Below are 15,402 nucleotides of genomic sequence, written 5' to 3'. Positions count from 1 at the left end.
CGACAGAGTCCTAAGCGCCGACCGGCGCACCGGGGCGAACGAACCAAGAAGTCCACAGGAGGACACCAGTGGCGAAGGCGAAGTTCGAGCGGACTAAGCCGCACGTCAACATCGGCACCATTGGTCACATCGACCACGGTAAGACGACGCTGACGGCGGCCATCACCAAGGTCCTGCACGACCAGTTCCCGGACCTGAACCCGTACACGCCGTTCGACCAGATCGACAAGGCGCCGGAGGAGAAGGCCCGGGGCATCACGATCTCCATCGCGCACGTCGAGTACCAGACCGAGGCGCGGCACTACGCGCACGTCGACTGCCCCGGTCACGCCGACTACATCAAGAACATGATCACCGGTGCCGCCCAGATGGACGGCGCGATCCTGGTGGTGGCGGCGACCGACGGCCCGATGCCGCAGACCCGCGAGCACGTGCTGCTGGCCCGTCAGGTCGGTGTGCCGTACATCGTCGTGGCGCTCAACAAGAGCGACATGGTCGACGACGAGGAGCTCCTGGAGCTCGTCGAGCTCGAGGTCCGTGAGCTGCTCTCCTCGCAGGAGTACCCGGGTGACGACCTGCCGGTCGTCCGGGTCTCGGCCCTGAAGGCCCTTGAGGGTGACCCGGAGTGGACCGGCCGGCTCATGGAGCTGATGAACGCGGTCGACACCGCGATCCCGCAGCCGGAGCGCGAGACCGAGAAGCCGTTCCTGATGCCGATCGAGGACGTCTTCACGATCACCGGTCGTGGCACCGTCGTCACCGGTCGCGCGGAGCGTGGCATCCTCAAGCCGAACGAGGAGGTGGAGATCGTCGGCATCCGCGAGAAGTCGATGAAGACCACCTGCACCGGCATCGAGATGTTCCGCAAGCTGCTCGACGAGGCCCGCGCGGGTGAGAACGTCGGGCTGCTGCTGCGTGGCATCAAGCGCGAGGACGTCGAGCGCGGCATGGTCGTCATCAAGCCGGGCACCACGACCCCGCACACGGAGTTCGAGGCCACGGTCTACATCCTCTCCAAGGAGGAGGGCGGCCGGCACACCCCGTTCTTCCAGAACTACCGCCCGCAGTTCTACTTCCGGACCACGGACGTCACCGGCGTCGTCACGCTGCCCGAGGGCACCGAGATGGTCATGCCGGGCGACAACACCACCATGAGCGTGAAGCTGATCCAGCCGATCGCCATGGAGGAGAACCTCAAGTTCGCGATTCGCGAGGGTGGTCGTACGGTCGGCGCGGGTCGCGTCACCAAGATCGTCAAGTGAACTGGGTAACCCCGATTAGCGTCGCCGCCGGTCGTGCGGCATACTAGTCAGGTTGCGTAACGACAGTTGGTTGCCTGCGTCCGGCGAAAGCTGGACCTCCGGGCGAACGAACCGTCGCGCGTAGGGTGGTTGATCGCCCCTGGCGGTCAACCACCCTCGTACGGCGTCCGGGTCGCGGTCACCGCGATCGGCGCCACAGACCCCCAATTGCGTGGTCAGGGAATCGCTCCGGAGCCCGGGGCGGAGCTCGACCCACGGGCGCGACACGCCCGACCGCGGGGGTCGGCGGAAGTGGGCCTGTGCCAGCCGGTACAGGTGCCCGCGACACAGCGGCATCGAGAGAAGGAACAGAAGCCACCATGGCGGGACAGAAGATCCGCATCCGGCTCAAGGCCTATGACCACGAGATCGTCGACTCCTCGGCTCGGAAGATCGTCGAGACGGTGACGCGTACCGGGGCGCAGGTCGCTGGCCCGGTGCCGCTGCCCACGGAGATCAACCGTTTCTGCGTCATCCGCTCGCCGCACAAGTACAAGGACTCGCGCGAGCACTTCGAGATGCGTACGCACAAGCGTCTGATCGACATCATCGACCCGACCCCGAAGACGGTCGACTCGCTCATGCGCCTCGACCTGCCGGCTGGCGTCGACATCGAGATCAAGCTGTAGGGACCGGACAAATGGACAGGCAAGTCAAGGGGATCCTGGGCGCAAAGCTCGGCATGACCCAGGTCTGGGACAACAACCGTGTTGTTCCCGTGACCGTGGTTCAGGCCGGCCCGTGCGTCGTCAGCCAGGTTCGTAGCGCCGAGAAGGACGGTTACTCCGCGGTCCAGCTCGCCTACGGCACGATCGACCCGCGCAAGGTCAAGAAGCCGATCAGCGGGCACTACGCGAAGGCGGACGTCGCGCCGCGCCGCCACATCGTCGAGCTGCGCACCGTCGACGCCGCGGACTACTCGCCGGGCCAGGAGGTCACGGTCGAGGAGTTCCCCGCAGGCATCACCATCGACGTGACCGGCAAGACCAAGGGCAAGGGCTACGCCGGCCCGATGAAGCGGCACGGCTTCCACGGTCTGCGCGCCAGCCACGGTGTCGAGCGCAAGCACCGCTCGCCGGGCTCCATCGGCGCCTGCGCCACCCCGGGTCGGGTCTTCAAGGGCACCCGGATGGCCGGCCGGATGGGTGGCGTGCGCTACACCGTCCAGAACCTGACCGTCCAGGCGGTCGACACCGAGAACAACCTCCTGCTCGTCCGTGGTGCCATCCCCGGCCCCAAGGGCGCGCTGGTTCTGGTCCGCACCGCGGCCAAGACCAAGGTGAAGAAGGGTGGTGCGGCGAAGTGACCACGGTCGACGTGATCACCGTCGAGGGCACCAGGAGCGGCTCGGTCGAGCTGCCCGGCGACATCTTCGACGTGCAGGCCAACGTCGCGCTGATGCACCAGGTCGTGGTGGCCCAGCTCGCGGCGGCCCGGCAGGGCACCCACAAGGTCAAGACGCGGGGCGAGGTCGCCGGCGGCGGCAAGAAGCCCTACAAGCAGAAGGGCACCGGTCGGGCCCGGCAGGGCTCGATCCGCGCGCCGCAGTTCGCCGGCGGTGGCGTGGTGCACGGCCCGGTGCCGCGCGACTACAGCCAGCGCACCCCGAAGAAGATGAAGGCTGCCGCCCTGCGTGGCGCCCTCTCCGACCGGGCCCGCGCCGGGCAGGTGCACGTCGTCGAGGCTTTCGTCTCGGGCGAGAAGCCGTCGACCAAGGCCGCCCTGGCCACGCTCGCCAAGCTGACCGACGCCCGTCGGGTCCTGGTCGTGCTGAGCGGCACCGACGAGCTGAACTGGGTGTCGCTGCGCAACGAGCCGCGGGTGCACCTGATCGAGGCCGGTCAGCTCAACACGTACGACGTGCTGGTGGCCGACGACGTGGTCTTCACCAAGGAGGCCCTGGACGAGTTCCTGGGGCTGCCGACGGAGGTCGGCCCTGCGGCCGGGTCCGCCGAGACCACCGAGGAGGATGGCAAGTGAGCACGATCGCCGACCCGCGCGACATCATCGTGGCGCCGGTCGTCTCGGAGAAGAGCTACAGCGAGCTGAACCGCAACTGGTACACCTTCCTGGTGCACCCGGACGCGAACAAGACCGAGATCAAGATCGCTATCCAGCAGATCTTCGACGTCCGCGTCCTGACGGTCAACACGCTCAACCGCGAGGGCAAGCGCAAGCGGACCCGGACCGGGTTCGGTAAGCGCAAGGACACCAAGCGGGCGATGGTGAAGCTGGCTGACGGTGACCGTATCGAGGCCTTCGGCGGCCCGGTCAGCTGAGGGGTGTAGACAATGGCTATCCGTAAGTACAAGCCGACGACGCCGGGCCGGCGTGGCTCGAGCGTCGCCGACTTCGCCGAGATCACCCGGTCGACGCCCGAGAAGTCGCTGCTGGCTCCGCTGCCGAAGAAGGGCGGTCGCAACGCCCACGGCCGGATCACCGCCCGGCACCACGGCGGCGGGCACAAGCGCCAGTACCGCCTGATCGACTTCAAGCGGGTCGACAAGGACGGCATCCCGGCGAAGGTCGCCCACATCGAGTACGACCCGAACCGCACTGCGCGCATCGCGCTGCTGCACTACGCCGACGGCGAGAAGCGCTACATCCTCGCGCCGAAGGACCTGAAGCAGGGCGACGCCGTGGAGTCGGGTCCGGCCGCCGACATCAAGCCGGGCAACAACCTGCCGCTGCGCAACATCCCGGTCGGTACCACGATCCACAACGTGGAGCTGCGTCCGGGCGGCGGCGCGAAGCTGGCCCGCTCGGCCGGTGTGGGGATCCAGCTGCTCGGCCGTGAGGGCGCGTACGCGACCCTGCGCATGCCGTCCGGTGAGATCCGGCGTGTCGACGTCCGCTGCCGCGCGAGCGTCGGCGAGATCGGCAACGCCGACCAGTCGAACATCAACTGGGGCAAGGCCGGCCGCATGCGGTGGAAGGGCAAGCGCCCGACCGTCCGTGGTGTCGCGATGAACCCGGTCGACCACCCGCACGGTGGTGGTGAGGGTAAGACCTCCGGCGGTCGCCACCCGGTCAACCCGCAGGGTAAGCCCGAGGGCCGCACCCGTCGTAAGGGCCAGCCGAGTGACCGGCTGATCGTCCGCCGTCGCTACGCCACGCGTAAGCGCGGCTGAGGGAGATAAGACATGCCTCGCAGCCTGAAGAAGGGCCCGTTCGTCGACGACCACCTGCTCAAGAAGGTGGAGACGCAGAACGAAAAGGGCTCGAAGAACGTGATCAAGACCTGGTCGCGGCGCTCGACGATCATCCCGGACATGCTGGGTCACACGATCGCCGTGCACGACGGACGCAAGCACGTCCCGGTGTTCGTGACCGAGGCGATGGTCGGGCACAAGCTCGGCGAGTTCGCGCTGACCCGTACGTTCAAGGGTCACGAGAAGGACGACCGGAAGAGCCGTCGGCGCTGACGCCGCGGGCATACGGATAGAGGATCAAGGGGTTACAGCGATGCCAGGAAAGGGCGACGCTCCGGTGCTTCCGGGCGCGCGGGCGGTTGCGCGGCACGTGCGCATCTCGCCGATGAAGGCGCGCCGGGTGGTCAACCTCGTCCGCGGCCTGCCCGCGAAGGAGGCGCTCACGGTGCTGCAGTTCGCGCCGCAGGCTGCGAGCGAGCAGGTGTACAAGGTGCTCGCGAGCGCGATCGCCAACGCGGAGAACAACGAGCGGCTGGACCCCGATGCGCTGCTCGTCAGCGAGGCGTTCGTCGACGAGGGCCCGACCATGAAGCGGTTCCAGCCTCGGGCACAGGGCCGGGCGTACCGGATCCGCAAGCGCACCTGCCACATCACGGTGAAGGTGGAGGCGGTGGCGCCGGCCGCGCCGAAGAAGGCCGCGAAGAAGGCGGCCCCGGCGAAGCAGGCCGAGACGGCGGAGACGCAGAGCACGACGGAGGGTGCCGAGTAATGGGTCAGAAGGTTCACCCGCACGGGTTCCGGCTCGGCATCTCGACCGACTGGAAGTCCCGCTGGTTCGCGGACAAGCTCTACAAGGACTACATCGGCGAGGATGTCAAGATCCGCCGGATGATGTCCAAGGGGCTCGAGCGCGCCGGCATCTCCAAGGTCGACATCGAGCGCACCCGCGACCGGGTCCGCGTGGACATCTTCACCGCCCGGCCGGGCATCGTCATCGGCCGTAAGGGTGCGGAGGCCGACCGGATCCGCGGCGAGCTGGAGAAGCTCACCGGCAAGCAGGTCCAGCTGAACATCATCGAGGTGAAGAACCCCGAGTCGGACGCGCAGCTGGTCGCCCAGGGCGTCGCCGAGCAGCTCTCCAGCCGGGTCAGCTTCCGTCGGGCCATGCGTAAGGCCATGCAGTCGGCGATGAAGAACCCGGTCTGCAAGGGCATCCGGGTGCAGGTCTCGGGTCGCCTCGGCGGCGCCGAGATGAGCCGGACGGAGTTCTACCGCGAGGGCCGGGTTCCGCTGCACACGCTGCGGGCCAACATCGAGTACGGCTTCTTCGAGGCCCGTACCACCTTCGGTCGGATCGGTGTGAAGGTCTGGATCTACAAGGGCGACGCGGTGCCGGGTCGGGAGACTCCGGCCGAGGCGCCGTCGCGCCCGCGTCGTGAGCGCGGCGACCGCCCCGAGCGGCCGCGCCGTGGTCGGTCCGGCTCGTCCGGCACGACCGCCGGTGGCACCGAAGCCGGCCGGGCTGCCGCGACCACCATCGCGCAGCAGGCCGAGACGCCGAGTGGTGACGCGGTGGATCCCGCCGCCGTCGCCGCCGCGGCGGAAACGCAGCAGGAGGGCTGACAGATGCTGATGCCGCGCAAGCCCCCGAAGGGCTTCCGCAAGCCGCACCACCCGGACCGCAGCGGCGCGTCCAAGGGCGGCAACCGGGTGGTGTTCGGCGAGTTCGGGATCCAGGCTCTCGAGCCGGCGTACGTGACGAACCGTCAGATCGAGTCGGCGCGTATCGCGATGACCCGCCACATCAAGCGTGGTGGCAAGGTCTGGATCACGATCTTCCCGGACCAGGCCCTGACCAAGAAGCCGGCGGAGACCCGGATGGGTTCCGGTAAGGGCTCGCCCGAGTGGTGGGTCGCCAACGTCAAGCCGGGGCGGGTGCTCTTCGAGATGTCCTTCCCCAACGAGCAGATCGCGCGAGAGGCGATGCGTCGCGCGATCCACAAGCTCCCGATGAAGTGCCGCATTGTGACGCGCGAAGTGGGTGAATCCTGATGGCAGCGGGCGTCAAGCCTTCCGAGCTGCGTGAGCTCTCCGAGGAGGAGCTGGTCACGAAGCTGCGCGAGGCCAAGGCGGAGCTGTTCAACCTCCGCGTGCAGGCCGCAACCGGGCAGCTGGACAACAACCGGCGGCTGCAGGTCATCCGTCGGGAGATCGCCCGGATCTACACGATCATGCGTGAGCGCGAGCTGGGGCTCTCGGCCGCGCCGACTGAGGTGACTTCGTGAGCGAGCGGAGCGAGCGTAAGGGAGCTCGAGCATGACCGAGGAGAACACCACCGTGGACGCGCCCCGTGCGCGTCGCAAGGTCCGCGAGGGCCTCGTGGTCAGCGACAAGATGGAAAAGACCGTCGTGGTCGAGGTCGAGGACCGGGTCAAGCACGCGCTGTACGGCAAGATCATGCGCCGTACCCGCAAGCTGAAGGTGCACGACGAGCAGAACGCCGCCGGCATCGGTGACCGGGTCCTGATCATGGAGACCCGGCCGCTGTCCGCCACGAAGCGTTGGCGGCTCGTGGAGATCCAGGAAAAGGCCAAGTAGCGAAGGCTCGAGCTCGCCCGGTGTCACGCCGGGCGCAGGTTCCGCCAGGCTCCGGCCGCCAGGTGCGGCCGGAGAACCGGCAGACATAGGAGATAGACGTGATTCAGCAGGAGTCGCGACTGCGCGTCGCCGACAACACGGGTGCCCGGGAGATCCTGTGCATCCGGGTTCTCGGTGGCTCCGGTCGGCGCTACGCGAGCATCGGCGACGTCATCGTGGCCACCGTCAAGGACGCGATCCCGGGTGCCGGTGTGAAGAAGGGCGACGTCGTCAAGGCCGTCGTCGTCCGCACCGCCAAGGAGAGGCGGCGGCCGGACGGCTCGTACATCCGTTTCGACGAGAACGCCGCCGTCATCATCAAGGACGGCGGGGACCCGCGCGGTACCCGTATCTTCGGCCCGGTGGGCCGGGAGCTGCGGGACAAGCGGTTCATGAAGATCATTTCCCTCGCGCCGGAGGTGTTGTGACCGTGAAGGTCAAGAAGGGCGACACGGTCGTCGTCATCGCCGGCAAGGACAAGGGTGCCAAGGGCAAGGTCATCGCGGCCTACCCGCGGCAGGACAAGGTCCTAGTCGAGGGCGTGAACCGGGTCAAGAAGCACACCCGCATCAGCACCACCCAGCGTGGCGCCAAGACTGGTGGCATCGTCACCCAGGAGGCCCCGATCCACGTCTCGAACGTGCAGGTCCTGGACTCCGACGGCAAGCCGACCCGGGTCGGCTACCGGATCGACGACAACGGCCAGAAGGTCCGCATCGCGCGTAGCACCGGTAAGGACCTGTGATGACCACGGCTACCGAAACCAAGACCCTGCCGCGCCTCAAGGAGCGGTACCGCAACGAGATCGTGGCCCAGCTGCGCGAGCAGTACAGCTACGGCAACCCCATGCGGGTGCCGCGGCTGGTCAAGATCGTCGTCAACATGGGCGTGGGCGAGGCCGCCCGCGACGCCAAGCTGATCGACGGCGCCGTCCGCGACCTCGCCACGATCACCGGCCAGAAGCCGCAGGTGCGGCGGGCGACCAAGTCCATCGCGCAGTTCAAGCTGCGCGAGGGCATGCCGATCGGCGCGAAGGTGACCCTGCGCGGCGACCGGATGTGGGAGTTCCTGGACCGGCTGCTGTCCATCGCGCTGCCGCGTATCCGCGACTTCCGCGGTCTCGACGGGCGCAAGCTCGACGGGCACGGCAACTACACGTTCGGCCTGACCGAGCAGTCGGTGTTCCACGAGATCGACCAGGACAAGATCGATCGGCCGCGGGGCATGGACATCACGGTGGTCACCACCGCCACGACCGACGACGAGGGCCGGGCGCTGCTCAAGCTCCTGGGCTTCCCGTTCAAGGAGAACTGAGATGGCCAAGAAGGCGCTGATCCTCAAGGCGGCCGCGAAGCCGAAGTTCTCGGTTCGCGCGTACACCCGCTGCCAGCGGTGCGGGCGTCCCAAGGCGGTATACCGCAAGTTCGGTCTCTGCCGGGTGTGCATCCGGGAGATGGCCCACCGCGGTGAGCTGCCCGGCGTGTCCAAGGCTTCCTGGTAAATAGCTATTGCTCTTCGCCGTAGGCCCGGGGCGCAACGCCCCGGGAACCCCGGCGAGAAAGGCTGACGAGTTTCATGACGATGACCGACCCGATCGCAGACATGCTCACGCGTCTGCGTAACGCCAACCAGGCGTACCACGACCGGGTGACGATGCCCTACTCGAAGATCAAGGCGAACATCGCCGAGGTCCTCAAGGCCGAGGGTTACATCGCCACCTGGTTGGTCGAGGAGCCCGAGGAGGGCGCCGTCGGCAAGCGACTGGTCGTCGAGCTGAAGTACGGCCAGAACCGCGAGCGGAGCCTGGCCGGCATCAAGCGCGTGTCCAAGCCCGGTCTCCGGGTGTACGCCAAGTCGGACGGGCTCCCCCGGGTGCTCGGCGGGCTGGGTGTGGCGATCATTTCGACGTCCCAGGGGCTGCTCACCGACCGGCAGGCCCGCAAGCGGAGCGTTGGCGGGGAAGTCCTCGCCTTCGTCTGGTAACGGGAGACAGGTAGAAATGTCGCGTATTGGACGTAAGTCGATCCCGGTGCCCTCCGGCGTCGACATCACGATCGACGGGCAGACCGTCAAGGTCAAGGGCCCCAAGGGCGAGCTCGCGCACACGCTGGCCGAGCCGATCACCGTCGAGCGGGCCGAGGACGGGCAGCTGAACGTCAACCGCCCGAACGACGAGCGCAGGGCCAAGGAACTGCACGGCCTGAGCCGTACCCTGGTCGCCAACATGATCGTCGGCGTGACCGAGGGCTACCGCAAGAGCCTGGAGATCGCCGGCACCGGTTACCGTGTCACGGCCAAGGGCAAGGACCTGGAGTTCGCGCTCGGGTTCTCGCACCCGGTGCTGGTCGCCGCGCCCGACGGCATCACCTTCACGGTGGAGAAGCCGACGCTGTTCCACGTGGCCGGCATCGACAAGCAGCTGGTCGGTGAGGTTGCCGCCAACATCCGGAAGATCCGCCCGCCGGAGCCCTACAAGGGCAAGGGCGTGAAGTACCAGGGTGAGGTAATCCGCCGTAAGGCTGGAAAGGCAGGTAAGAAGTGAGCGCCACGCTGCTCAAGCGCCGCCGCGGCGTCGCCGCCAAGCGTGCCGTCGGGCGTGCGCGCCGGCACTTCCGGGTCCGCAAGAACATCAGCGGCACCGCCGAGCGTCCCCGCCTCGTGGTCACCCGTTCCCTGCGGCACATCGTCGCCCAGGTCGTGGACGACACCAAGGGTCACACCCTGGCGTCGGCCTCGACCCTGGACGCGTCGCTGCGTGGCACGGAGGGCGACAAGAGCGCCCTGGCCGGCAAGGTCGGTGGTCTGCTCGCCGAGCGGGCGAAGGCCGCCGGCATCTCCAAGGTCGTCTTCGACCGCGGTGGCAACCGGTACGCGGGGCGGGTCGCCGCGCTTGCCGACGCCGCCCGCGAAGCCGGGCTCGAGTTCTGACAAACCCCGTCACGAGAGAGAAGGAAGGCTGCTGATGCCAGGTCAACAGCGCCGTGGCGGCGGGTCCGGTGGCAACGAGGGTGGTCGCCGCGACAACCGCCGTGAGGGCGGTCGCGGAAACGCGCCCGTCGAGAAGACCCCGCACCTCGAGCGGGTCGTCGCGATCAACCGCGTCGCCAAGGTCGTGAAGGGTGGTCGTCGCTTCAGCTTCACCGCCCTGGTGATCGTGGGCGACGGCGACGGCACCGTCGGCGTGGGATACGGAAAGGCCAAGGAGGTGCCCGCGGCGATCGCCAAGGGTGTCGAGGAGGCCAAGAAGCACTTCTTCAAGGTGCCGCGCATCGGTGCCTCGATCCCGCACCCGGTGCAGGGCGAGGACGCCGCCGGTGTGGTGCTGCTCAAGCCGGCCTCGGCCGGTACGGGTGTCATCGCCGGTGGGCCGGTGCGTGCCGTGCTGGAGTGCGCGGGCATCCACGACGTGCTCTCCAAGAGCCTCGGGTCGTCGAACCCGATCAACATCGTGCACGCCACCGTCGCGGCGCTGAAGGGGCTCGAGTCCCCGGAGCAGGTCGCCGCGCGTCGTGGTCTGCCGGTCGAGGACGTCGCGCCGGCCGCCATGCTGGCGTCGCGGGCGGAGGTGGCTTCCTGATGGCTCGCCTGAAGGTCACCCAGGTCCGGTCCGAGATCGGGACCAAGAGGAACCAGCGTGACTCGCTGCGTTCGCTCGGTCTCAAGCGGATCAACGACGTGGTGGTCAAGGAGGACCGTCCGGAGATCCGCGGCATGATCTTCACGGTCAACCACCTCGTGAAGGTCGAGGAGGTCGAGTAATGACGATCAAGGTCCACCACCTGCGCCCGGCACCCGGGGCCAAGACCGCCAAGACCCGCGTGGGTCGTGGTGAGGGCTCCAAGGGCAAGACCGCCGGTCGCGGTACCAAGGGCTCGAAGGCCCGCAAGAACATCTCGGCGGCGTTCGAGGGTGGGCAGATGCCCATCCACATGCGCCTGCCGAAGATGAAGGGCTTCAAGAACAAGTTCAAGGTCGTCTTCCAGGTGGTCAACCTGGACCGGCTGGCCGAGCTGTTCCCCAACGGCGGTCAGGTCGGCCCGGCCGAGCTGGTCGAGGCCGGTGCGGTCCGCAAGGGCCACCCGGTGAAGGTGCTCGGCACCGGGGACCTCGGCGGTGTGGCGCTCCAGGTGTCGGCGCACGCGTTCAGCGCGTCGGCGAAGGAGAAGATCACCGCGGCCGGTGGCTCGGCCACCGAGCTGTAAGGCTGTAGAACCCATGGCGCCCGTCCGGTTGATCCAAACTGGCGGGCGCCATGGTGTACCCCGGGCCCTTGCGACCGGTAACATCGGACTCGGTTTATGTAGCCGGGCGCATCTGCCCGGACCGGGATCGGGCTGTTAGAGTCCCTTTCCAGCTATGGATATCGGGCGTTCGCCCGACCACCCCGACCCGCCAGGGATCACCGGCGGCCCGCCTCGCGCAGGAGGAAGAAGTTGCTGTCCGCCTTTCTCAGTGCGTTCCGTACGCCTGACCTGCGCAAGAAGCTGCTGTTCACAGTAGGCATCATCGCGGTCTACCGGCTGGGCGCGACCCTGCCCAGCCCGGGCGTGTCGTACGGCAACGTGCAGAAGTGCCTCGACACCCTGGAGAACGGCTCGACCGGGGTGCTCAACCTGCTCAACCTGTTCTCCGGCGGGGCGCTGCTGCAGCTCTCGGTCTTCGCGCTGGGCATCATGCCCTACATCACCGCGTCGATCATCCTGCAGTTGCTGACCGTGGTGATCCCGCGCCTCGAGCAGCTCCGCAAGGAGGGCCAGTCCGGCCAGGCGAAGATCACCCAGTACACCCGGTACCTGACCCTGGGCCTGGGTGTCCTGCAGGCGTCGGCGTTCGTCGCCCTGGCCCGTTCCGGGCAGCTGTTCAACAACCAGTGCGACCAGTTCCCGATCATCCCCGAGGGCACCGGCATCCCCGACTGGCTGACCCTGTCGATCCTGGTGATGACGATGACCGCGGGCACCGGTGTGGTGATGTGGCTCGGCGAGCTGATCACCGACCGGGGCGTCGGCAACGGCATGTCCGTCCTGATCTTCACCTCGATCGCCGCCCGGCTCCCCGCCGAGGGCTGGTCGATCAAGGAGAGCCAGGGCTGGGCCAAGTTCTTCCTGGTCATCGCGCTGGTCCTGGTGGTCATCACCGCGGTCTGCTTCATCGAGCAGGCGCAGCGCCGGATCCCGGTGCAGTACGCCAAGCGCATGATCGGCCGGCGGATGTACGGCGGCACCTCGACCTACATCCCGCTGAAGGTGAACCAGGCGGGTGTCATCCCGGTCATCTTCGGCTCGTCGCTGCTGTACCTGCCGCAGCTCGCGCTCCAGTTCTTCGACCAGACCGACCCGGGCAAGACCCAGGCGTGGATCCAGAACAACCTGGTCGACCCGACCAGCCCGATCTACATCGTGGTCTACTTCCTGCTGATCATCTTCTTCACGTACTTCTACGTCTCGATCACGTTCAACCCGACCGAGGTCGCAGACAACATGAAGAAGTACGGCGGCTTCGTGCCGGGCATCCGCCCCGGCAAGCCGACCGCCGACTACCTCGACTTCATCCTCAGCCGGATCACCCTGCCGGGTGCCCTCTACCTGGCGATCATCTCGATCCTGCCGAACTTCTTCTTCATCTGGCTGGACCGGCAGCAGTACCTCAACTTCCCGTTCGGCGGCACCGCAGTGCTGATCATGGTCGGCGTCGGTCTGGAGACGACCAAGCAGATCGAGAGCCAGCTGATGCAGCGGAACTACGAAGGGTTCCTGCGGTAGATGAGACTGGTTCTGGTTGGCCCGCCGGGTGCGGGCAAGGGCACACAGGCCGAGTTCATTGCCGCTCATCTCGCGGTGCCGAAGATCTCGACCGGGGACATCTTCCGGGCGAACGTGTCGCAGGGCACGCCGTTGGGTGTCGAGGCGAAGCGCTACATGGACGCCGGCAAGCTGGTTCCGGACGAGGTGACCATCAACATGGTCCGGAGCCGGCTCGCGGAGCCGGACGCCTCCGAGGGGTTCCTGCTCGACGGGTTCCCGCGCACCACGCCGCAGGCCGCCGCGCTGGACAAGCTCCTCGCCGACCTGGGCACCGCGCTGGATCTCGTCCTGGAGTTGGTCGTCGACGACGACGAGGTGATCCGTCGCCTCTCGGGCCGGCGTACCTGCCGGGGGTGCGGCAAGATCTGGCACGTCGAGTTCGACCCGACGACCCGCGAGGACATCTGCGACCGCTGTGGCGCGGAGCTGTTCCAGCGTGACGACGACAAGCCGGAGACGATCGCCGCCCGCCTGCGGGAGTACGCGGACAAGACCGCGCCCCTGGTCGACTACTACGGCGCCCAGGGCAAGCTGGTCGGCATAGACGCCACGGGCCCGGTGGAGGACGTCACGGTCCGCGCCATCGACGCCCTGAGGTCCTACGGCGGCTGACGTCCCGCTGCCGACGATCGCGATCGGCTCGTCGACGCCAGTCCGGCGGTGGATAGAGTGCGAAGAGCGGGGTACGCGCGACGTGCCCCGCTCTTCGGCAACGAAAGGTAGCGGCTCCATGCGTCGTCCCCAGCTGGACATCCAGCTGAAGACCCCTGACCAGATCGAGAAGATGCGCGCCGCCGGCCTGGTGGTGGCCGAGGCGCTGCGTCGGATGCGCGAGGCGGTCGCCCCCGGGGTCACCACCGCCGACCTGGACGCGATCGCGGAGTCCACCATCCGGGCGGCCGGGGCCGTTCCCTCGTTCAAGGGCTACCACGGCTTCCCCGCATCGATCTGCTCCTCGGTCAACGAGCAGATCGTGCACGCCATCCCGTCACCGGAGCAGGTGCTGCACGAGGGCGACGTGATCTCCATCGACTGCGGGGCGGTGCTGGACGGCTGGCACGGCGACGCCGCCATCACGGTCGGAGTGGGTGAGGTCGACCCGGCCGTGTCGCGGATGACCGCGGTGGCGGAGGACGCCATGTGGGCGGGTATCGCCGCCGCAGCCCGGGGTTCGGCCAGCGGGCGGGGCCGCCTCACCGACATCTCCCACGCCGTGGAGAGCGCCGTCCGTAAGGGGGGCCGGTACGGCATCGTCGACGGCTACGGCGGCCACGGCATCGGCACCGAGATGCACCAGGATCCGCACGTGCTCAACCACGGCCGGCCCGGCAAGGGGCCCCGGCTGGTGCCGGGAATGGCCCTGGCCATCGAGCCGATGATCACTCTCGGCTCCCCCCGCACGGAGGAACTGGCCGATGGCTGGACGGTCGTCACCCGGGACGGTTCGATGGCCGCACACGTCGAACACACCATGGCGCTGCTCCCGGACGGCGTGTGGGTGCTGACCGCTGCGGACGGCGGCCGGGCCCGCCTCGGTGACCTGGTGACTGCTCGGCAGCCCGCCGTCCCGGTGGCCCACTGAACCGGCGACACCTGACCGGCGAGACCCGGGGCACCGAGACCCTGGCGAGGCGGCCCGCGGTGGTGACCACCGGCAGTGGGTGACGGGGGCGCCGGTGCCGGTGGGCCGGGCCCTGCGGTGGTGCCGGCCCCACGGTGAACCGCGCCCTGCGGTGGTGCCGGCCCCACGGTGAAACGGCGTCCGGCTCCGGGTGGCGACGTGGCGACGTGGTGGCATGCTTGCTGGCATGGACGGGCGGGAGGACGCGCGGGCGGCCGACGCGGACCGGGAGGCCACGGCGGAACGGCTGCGGGTGGCGCTGGAGGAGGGCCGTCTCGACTTCCACGAGTACGACGAGCGGCTCGGCCGGGCCTACGCGGCGCGCACGTACGGCGACCTGGCCGTCCTGGTGGTCGACCTGCCGGCCCCGGCCAGCGCGGATTCGTCGCGGCTGGCGGTGCCGGACGACGCGGTGCCTGACGGCGTGACGCCGACGTACGGACGGTCGGTGACCGGTCGCTGGCTGGTGGAGGTCTGGGAGCCCTGGCTCAAGGTCGTCGGCATCGTGCTGGCGGTCTGGGCGGGCACCTCGATCGTGGCGGGGGAGCCGCTGTACTTCTGGCCGGGCTGGGTGGCCGGCCCGTGGGGCGCGATCGTGGCGGTCCGTACCGTGACGGGCCTGGCGACGGGGGAGCCGGTGCGGTGGGCCGCCAAGCAGGACCGGCGGCGTCGTCGCCGTGCGGAGAAGCGTGCCCGTAAGCGGGAGCGTGGCGGCTCCACGGCGGTGGCGGGCGGTCGGCCCGAGGTGGGCGGCCCCGGGGTGGGGGGTTCGGAGGTGGCGGGTTCGGAGCCCGCCGGACGACGTTCGGACGACGCCGAGAACACCTGACAGGTGAGTTTTGTCGGAATCGCCAGCCCCGATCGGTGGCCGGTTTGGCGGCGACCCG

General features: G+C 68.5%; 26 protein-coding genes. All 26 read left to right on the top strand.

Annotated features, from left to right (window positions below):
• Nucleotides 1-68 precede the first annotated feature (68 nt).
• The 26 genes from tuf (at nt 69) to GA0070616_RS09060 (ending at nt 15,344) form a co-directional block, all read left to right on the top strand.
• Complete coding sequence (gene tuf, locus GA0070616_RS09185) at nt 69-1,262, top strand: elongation factor Tu (protein ID WP_091079408.1); 1,194 nt, start codon at nt 69-71, stop codon at nt 1,260-1,262.
• Nucleotides 1,263-1,621: 359 nt separating this feature from the next.
• Nucleotides 1,622-1,930, top strand: coding sequence for a 30S ribosomal protein S10 (gene rpsJ / locus GA0070616_RS09180; protein WP_091079406.1), 309 nt, complete (start codon nt 1,622-1,624; stop codon nt 1,928-1,930).
• Between the two features lie 11 nt (nt 1,931-1,941).
• The gene (gene rplC / locus GA0070616_RS09175; protein WP_091079402.1) at nt 1,942-2,607 is read left to right on the top strand and encodes a 50S ribosomal protein L3; all 666 of its coding nucleotides are present in this window, start codon (nt 1,942-1,944) and stop codon (nt 2,605-2,607) included.
• Entirely contained in the window at nt 2,604-3,281 is a 678-nt protein-coding gene (rplD, locus tag GA0070616_RS09170) for a 50S ribosomal protein L4 (protein ID WP_091079399.1), read from the top strand. The genes rplC and rplD overlap by 4 nt, the downstream gene beginning before the upstream one ends.
• Nucleotides 3,278-3,580: a 50S ribosomal protein L23 gene (gene rplW, locus GA0070616_RS09165; RefSeq protein WP_091079396.1), complete on the top strand. Its 303-nt coding sequence runs from the start codon at nt 3,278-3,280 to the stop codon at nt 3,578-3,580. The genes rplD and rplW overlap by 4 nt, the downstream gene beginning before the upstream one ends.
• Nucleotides 3,581-3,592: 12 nt before the next feature.
• Complete coding sequence (gene rplB, locus GA0070616_RS09160; RefSeq protein WP_091079392.1) at nt 3,593-4,432, top strand: 50S ribosomal protein L2; 840 nt, start codon at nt 3,593-3,595, stop codon at nt 4,430-4,432.
• Between the two features lie 12 nt (nt 4,433-4,444).
• A complete protein-coding gene (rpsS, locus tag GA0070616_RS09155) occupies nt 4,445-4,726 on the top strand; it encodes a 30S ribosomal protein S19 (protein WP_091079388.1) in 282 nt (93 codons plus the stop codon).
• A 40-nt stretch (nt 4,727-4,766) separates the two neighbouring features.
• A complete protein-coding gene (gene rplV / locus GA0070616_RS09150; protein WP_091079386.1) occupies nt 4,767-5,222 on the top strand; it encodes a 50S ribosomal protein L22 in 456 nt (151 codons plus the stop codon).
• Nucleotides 5,222-6,076 carry a 30S ribosomal protein S3 gene (rpsC, locus tag GA0070616_RS09145; RefSeq protein WP_091079383.1) on the top strand — a complete coding sequence of 285 codons (855 nt, stop codon included), beginning with the start codon at nt 5,222-5,224 and terminating at the stop codon, nt 6,074-6,076. The genes rplV and rpsC overlap by 1 nt, the downstream gene beginning before the upstream one ends.
• Nucleotides 6,077-6,079: 3 nt before the next feature.
• Nucleotides 6,080-6,505 (top strand): 50S ribosomal protein L16, encoded by a 426-nt coding sequence (rplP, locus tag GA0070616_RS09140; RefSeq protein ID WP_007465292.1) that lies wholly within the window; start codon nt 6,080-6,082, stop codon nt 6,503-6,505.
• Nucleotides 6,505-6,738: a 50S ribosomal protein L29 gene (gene rpmC / locus GA0070616_RS09135; protein ID WP_018784554.1), complete on the top strand. Its 234-nt coding sequence runs from the start codon at nt 6,505-6,507 to the stop codon at nt 6,736-6,738. Before rplP ends, rpmC begins: the two co-directional genes overlap by 1 nt.
• 31 nt (nt 6,739-6,769) lie before the next feature.
• Nucleotides 6,770-7,051: a 30S ribosomal protein S17 gene (rpsQ, locus tag GA0070616_RS09130; RefSeq protein WP_091079380.1), complete on the top strand. Its 282-nt coding sequence runs from the start codon at nt 6,770-6,772 to the stop codon at nt 7,049-7,051.
• 98 nt (nt 7,052-7,149) lie between these two features.
• A complete protein-coding gene (rplN, locus tag GA0070616_RS09125; protein WP_007465279.1) occupies nt 7,150-7,518 on the top strand; it encodes a 50S ribosomal protein L14 in 369 nt (122 codons plus the stop codon).
• The gene (rplX, locus tag GA0070616_RS09120) at nt 7,515-7,835 is read left to right on the top strand and encodes a 50S ribosomal protein L24 (RefSeq protein WP_007465276.1); all 321 of its coding nucleotides are present in this window, start codon (nt 7,515-7,517) and stop codon (nt 7,833-7,835) included. Before rplN ends, rplX begins: the two co-directional genes overlap by 4 nt.
• Nucleotides 7,835-8,404: a 50S ribosomal protein L5 gene (rplE, locus tag GA0070616_RS09115; protein WP_091079376.1), complete on the top strand. Its 570-nt coding sequence runs from the start codon at nt 7,835-7,837 to the stop codon at nt 8,402-8,404. The genes rplX and rplE overlap by 1 nt, the downstream gene beginning before the upstream one ends.
• Before the next feature lies 1 nt (nt 8,405).
• A complete protein-coding gene (locus tag GA0070616_RS09110) occupies nt 8,406-8,591 on the top strand; it encodes a type Z 30S ribosomal protein S14 (protein WP_007073023.1) in 186 nt (61 codons plus the stop codon).
• 74 nt (nt 8,592-8,665) lie between these two features.
• Complete coding sequence (rpsH, locus tag GA0070616_RS09105; protein WP_067301438.1) at nt 8,666-9,073, top strand: 30S ribosomal protein S8; 408 nt, start codon at nt 8,666-8,668, stop codon at nt 9,071-9,073.
• A 16-nt stretch (nt 9,074-9,089) separates the two neighbouring features.
• The gene (gene rplF / locus GA0070616_RS09100) at nt 9,090-9,632 is read left to right on the top strand and encodes a 50S ribosomal protein L6 (protein ID WP_091079373.1); all 543 of its coding nucleotides are present in this window, start codon (nt 9,090-9,092) and stop codon (nt 9,630-9,632) included.
• On the top strand, nt 9,629-10,018 hold the full coding sequence (gene rplR / locus GA0070616_RS09095; RefSeq protein ID WP_091079369.1) for a 50S ribosomal protein L18: 390 nt from the start codon (nt 9,629-9,631) through the stop codon (nt 10,016-10,018). The genes rplF and rplR overlap by 4 nt, the downstream gene beginning before the upstream one ends.
• A 34-nt stretch (nt 10,019-10,052) precedes the next feature.
• Nucleotides 10,053-10,667: a 30S ribosomal protein S5 gene (gene rpsE, locus GA0070616_RS09090; protein WP_091079364.1), complete on the top strand. Its 615-nt coding sequence runs from the start codon at nt 10,053-10,055 to the stop codon at nt 10,665-10,667.
• Nucleotides 10,667-10,849, top strand: a complete 183-nt coding sequence (rpmD, locus tag GA0070616_RS09085) for a 50S ribosomal protein L30 (protein ID WP_012184313.1) — start codon at nt 10,667-10,669, stop codon at nt 10,847-10,849. Before rpsE ends, rpmD begins: the two co-directional genes overlap by 1 nt.
• Nucleotides 10,849-11,292: a 50S ribosomal protein L15 gene (gene rplO / locus GA0070616_RS09080; protein ID WP_091079360.1), complete on the top strand. Its 444-nt coding sequence runs from the start codon at nt 10,849-10,851 to the stop codon at nt 11,290-11,292. Before rpmD ends, rplO begins: the two co-directional genes overlap by 1 nt.
• A 231-nt stretch (nt 11,293-11,523) precedes the next feature.
• Complete coding sequence (secY, locus tag GA0070616_RS09075) at nt 11,524-12,852, top strand: preprotein translocase subunit SecY (RefSeq protein ID WP_091079355.1); 1,329 nt, start codon at nt 11,524-11,526, stop codon at nt 12,850-12,852.
• A complete protein-coding gene (locus GA0070616_RS09070; RefSeq protein WP_091079352.1) occupies nt 12,853-13,506 on the top strand; it encodes an adenylate kinase in 654 nt (217 codons plus the stop codon).
• Nucleotides 13,507-13,624: 118 nt separating this feature from the next.
• The gene (gene map / locus GA0070616_RS09065) at nt 13,625-14,476 is read left to right on the top strand and encodes a type I methionyl aminopeptidase (protein WP_091079349.1); all 852 of its coding nucleotides are present in this window, start codon (nt 13,625-13,627) and stop codon (nt 14,474-14,476) included.
• A 226-nt stretch (nt 14,477-14,702) separates the two neighbouring features.
• On the top strand, nt 14,703-15,344 hold the full coding sequence (locus tag GA0070616_RS09060) for a DUF1707 SHOCT-like domain-containing protein (protein ID WP_245712707.1): 642 nt from the start codon (nt 14,703-14,705) through the stop codon (nt 15,342-15,344).
• Nucleotides 15,345-15,402: the final 58 nt, after the last annotated feature.

The sequence above is a fragment of the Micromonospora nigra genome, assembly GCF_900091585.1.
Lineage (GTDB): Bacteria > Actinomycetota > Actinomycetes > Mycobacteriales > Micromonosporaceae > Micromonospora > Micromonospora nigra.
The sequence above is the reverse complement of the archived record's forward strand: the minus strand, read 5'-3'. Positions and strand labels throughout refer to the sequence as shown.

Excerpts from the sequence above, each read along its gene's own strand:
- rpsJ (WP_091079406.1), top strand. The coding sequence starts at position 1,622 with ATGGCGGGACAGAAGATCCGCATCCGGCTCAAGGCCTATGACCACGAG.
- rplC (WP_091079402.1), top strand. The coding sequence starts at position 1,942 with ATGGACAGGCAAGTCAAGGGGATCCTGGGCGCAAAGCTCGGCATGACC.
- rplB (WP_091079392.1), top strand. The coding sequence starts at position 3,593 with ATGGCTATCCGTAAGTACAAGCCGACGACGCCGGGCCGGCGTGGCTCG.
- rpsS (WP_091079388.1), top strand. The coding sequence starts at position 4,445 with ATGCCTCGCAGCCTGAAGAAGGGCCCGTTCGTCGACGACCACCTGCTC.
- rplV (WP_091079386.1), top strand. The coding sequence starts at position 4,767 with ATGCCAGGAAAGGGCGACGCTCCGGTGCTTCCGGGCGCGCGGGCGGTT.
- rpsC (WP_091079383.1), top strand. The coding sequence starts at position 5,222 with ATGGGTCAGAAGGTTCACCCGCACGGGTTCCGGCTCGGCATCTCGACC.
- rplP (WP_007465292.1), top strand. The coding sequence starts at position 6,080 with ATGCTGATGCCGCGCAAGCCCCCGAAGGGCTTCCGCAAGCCGCACCAC.
- rpmC (WP_018784554.1), top strand. The coding sequence starts at position 6,505 with ATGGCAGCGGGCGTCAAGCCTTCCGAGCTGCGTGAGCTCTCCGAGGAG.
- rpsQ (WP_091079380.1), top strand. The coding sequence starts at position 6,770 with ATGACCGAGGAGAACACCACCGTGGACGCGCCCCGTGCGCGTCGCAAG.
- rplE (WP_091079376.1), top strand. The coding sequence starts at position 7,835 with ATGACCACGGCTACCGAAACCAAGACCCTGCCGCGCCTCAAGGAGCGG.
- GA0070616_RS09110 (WP_007073023.1), top strand. The coding sequence starts at position 8,406 with ATGGCCAAGAAGGCGCTGATCCTCAAGGCGGCCGCGAAGCCGAAGTTC.
- rpsH (WP_067301438.1), top strand. The coding sequence starts at position 8,666 with ATGACGATGACCGACCCGATCGCAGACATGCTCACGCGTCTGCGTAAC.
- rplF (WP_091079373.1), top strand. The coding sequence starts at position 9,090 with ATGTCGCGTATTGGACGTAAGTCGATCCCGGTGCCCTCCGGCGTCGAC.
- rpsE (WP_091079364.1), top strand. The coding sequence starts at position 10,053 with ATGCCAGGTCAACAGCGCCGTGGCGGCGGGTCCGGTGGCAACGAGGGT.
- rpmD (WP_012184313.1), top strand. The coding sequence starts at position 10,667 with ATGGCTCGCCTGAAGGTCACCCAGGTCCGGTCCGAGATCGGGACCAAG.
- rplO (WP_091079360.1), top strand. The coding sequence starts at position 10,849 with ATGACGATCAAGGTCCACCACCTGCGCCCGGCACCCGGGGCCAAGACC.
- GA0070616_RS09070 (WP_091079352.1), top strand. The coding sequence starts at position 12,853 with ATGAGACTGGTTCTGGTTGGCCCGCCGGGTGCGGGCAAGGGCACACAG.
- map (WP_091079349.1), top strand. The coding sequence starts at position 13,625 with ATGCGTCGTCCCCAGCTGGACATCCAGCTGAAGACCCCTGACCAGATC.
- GA0070616_RS09060 (WP_245712707.1), top strand. The coding sequence starts at position 14,703 with ATGGACGGGCGGGAGGACGCGCGGGCGGCCGACGCGGACCGGGAGGCC.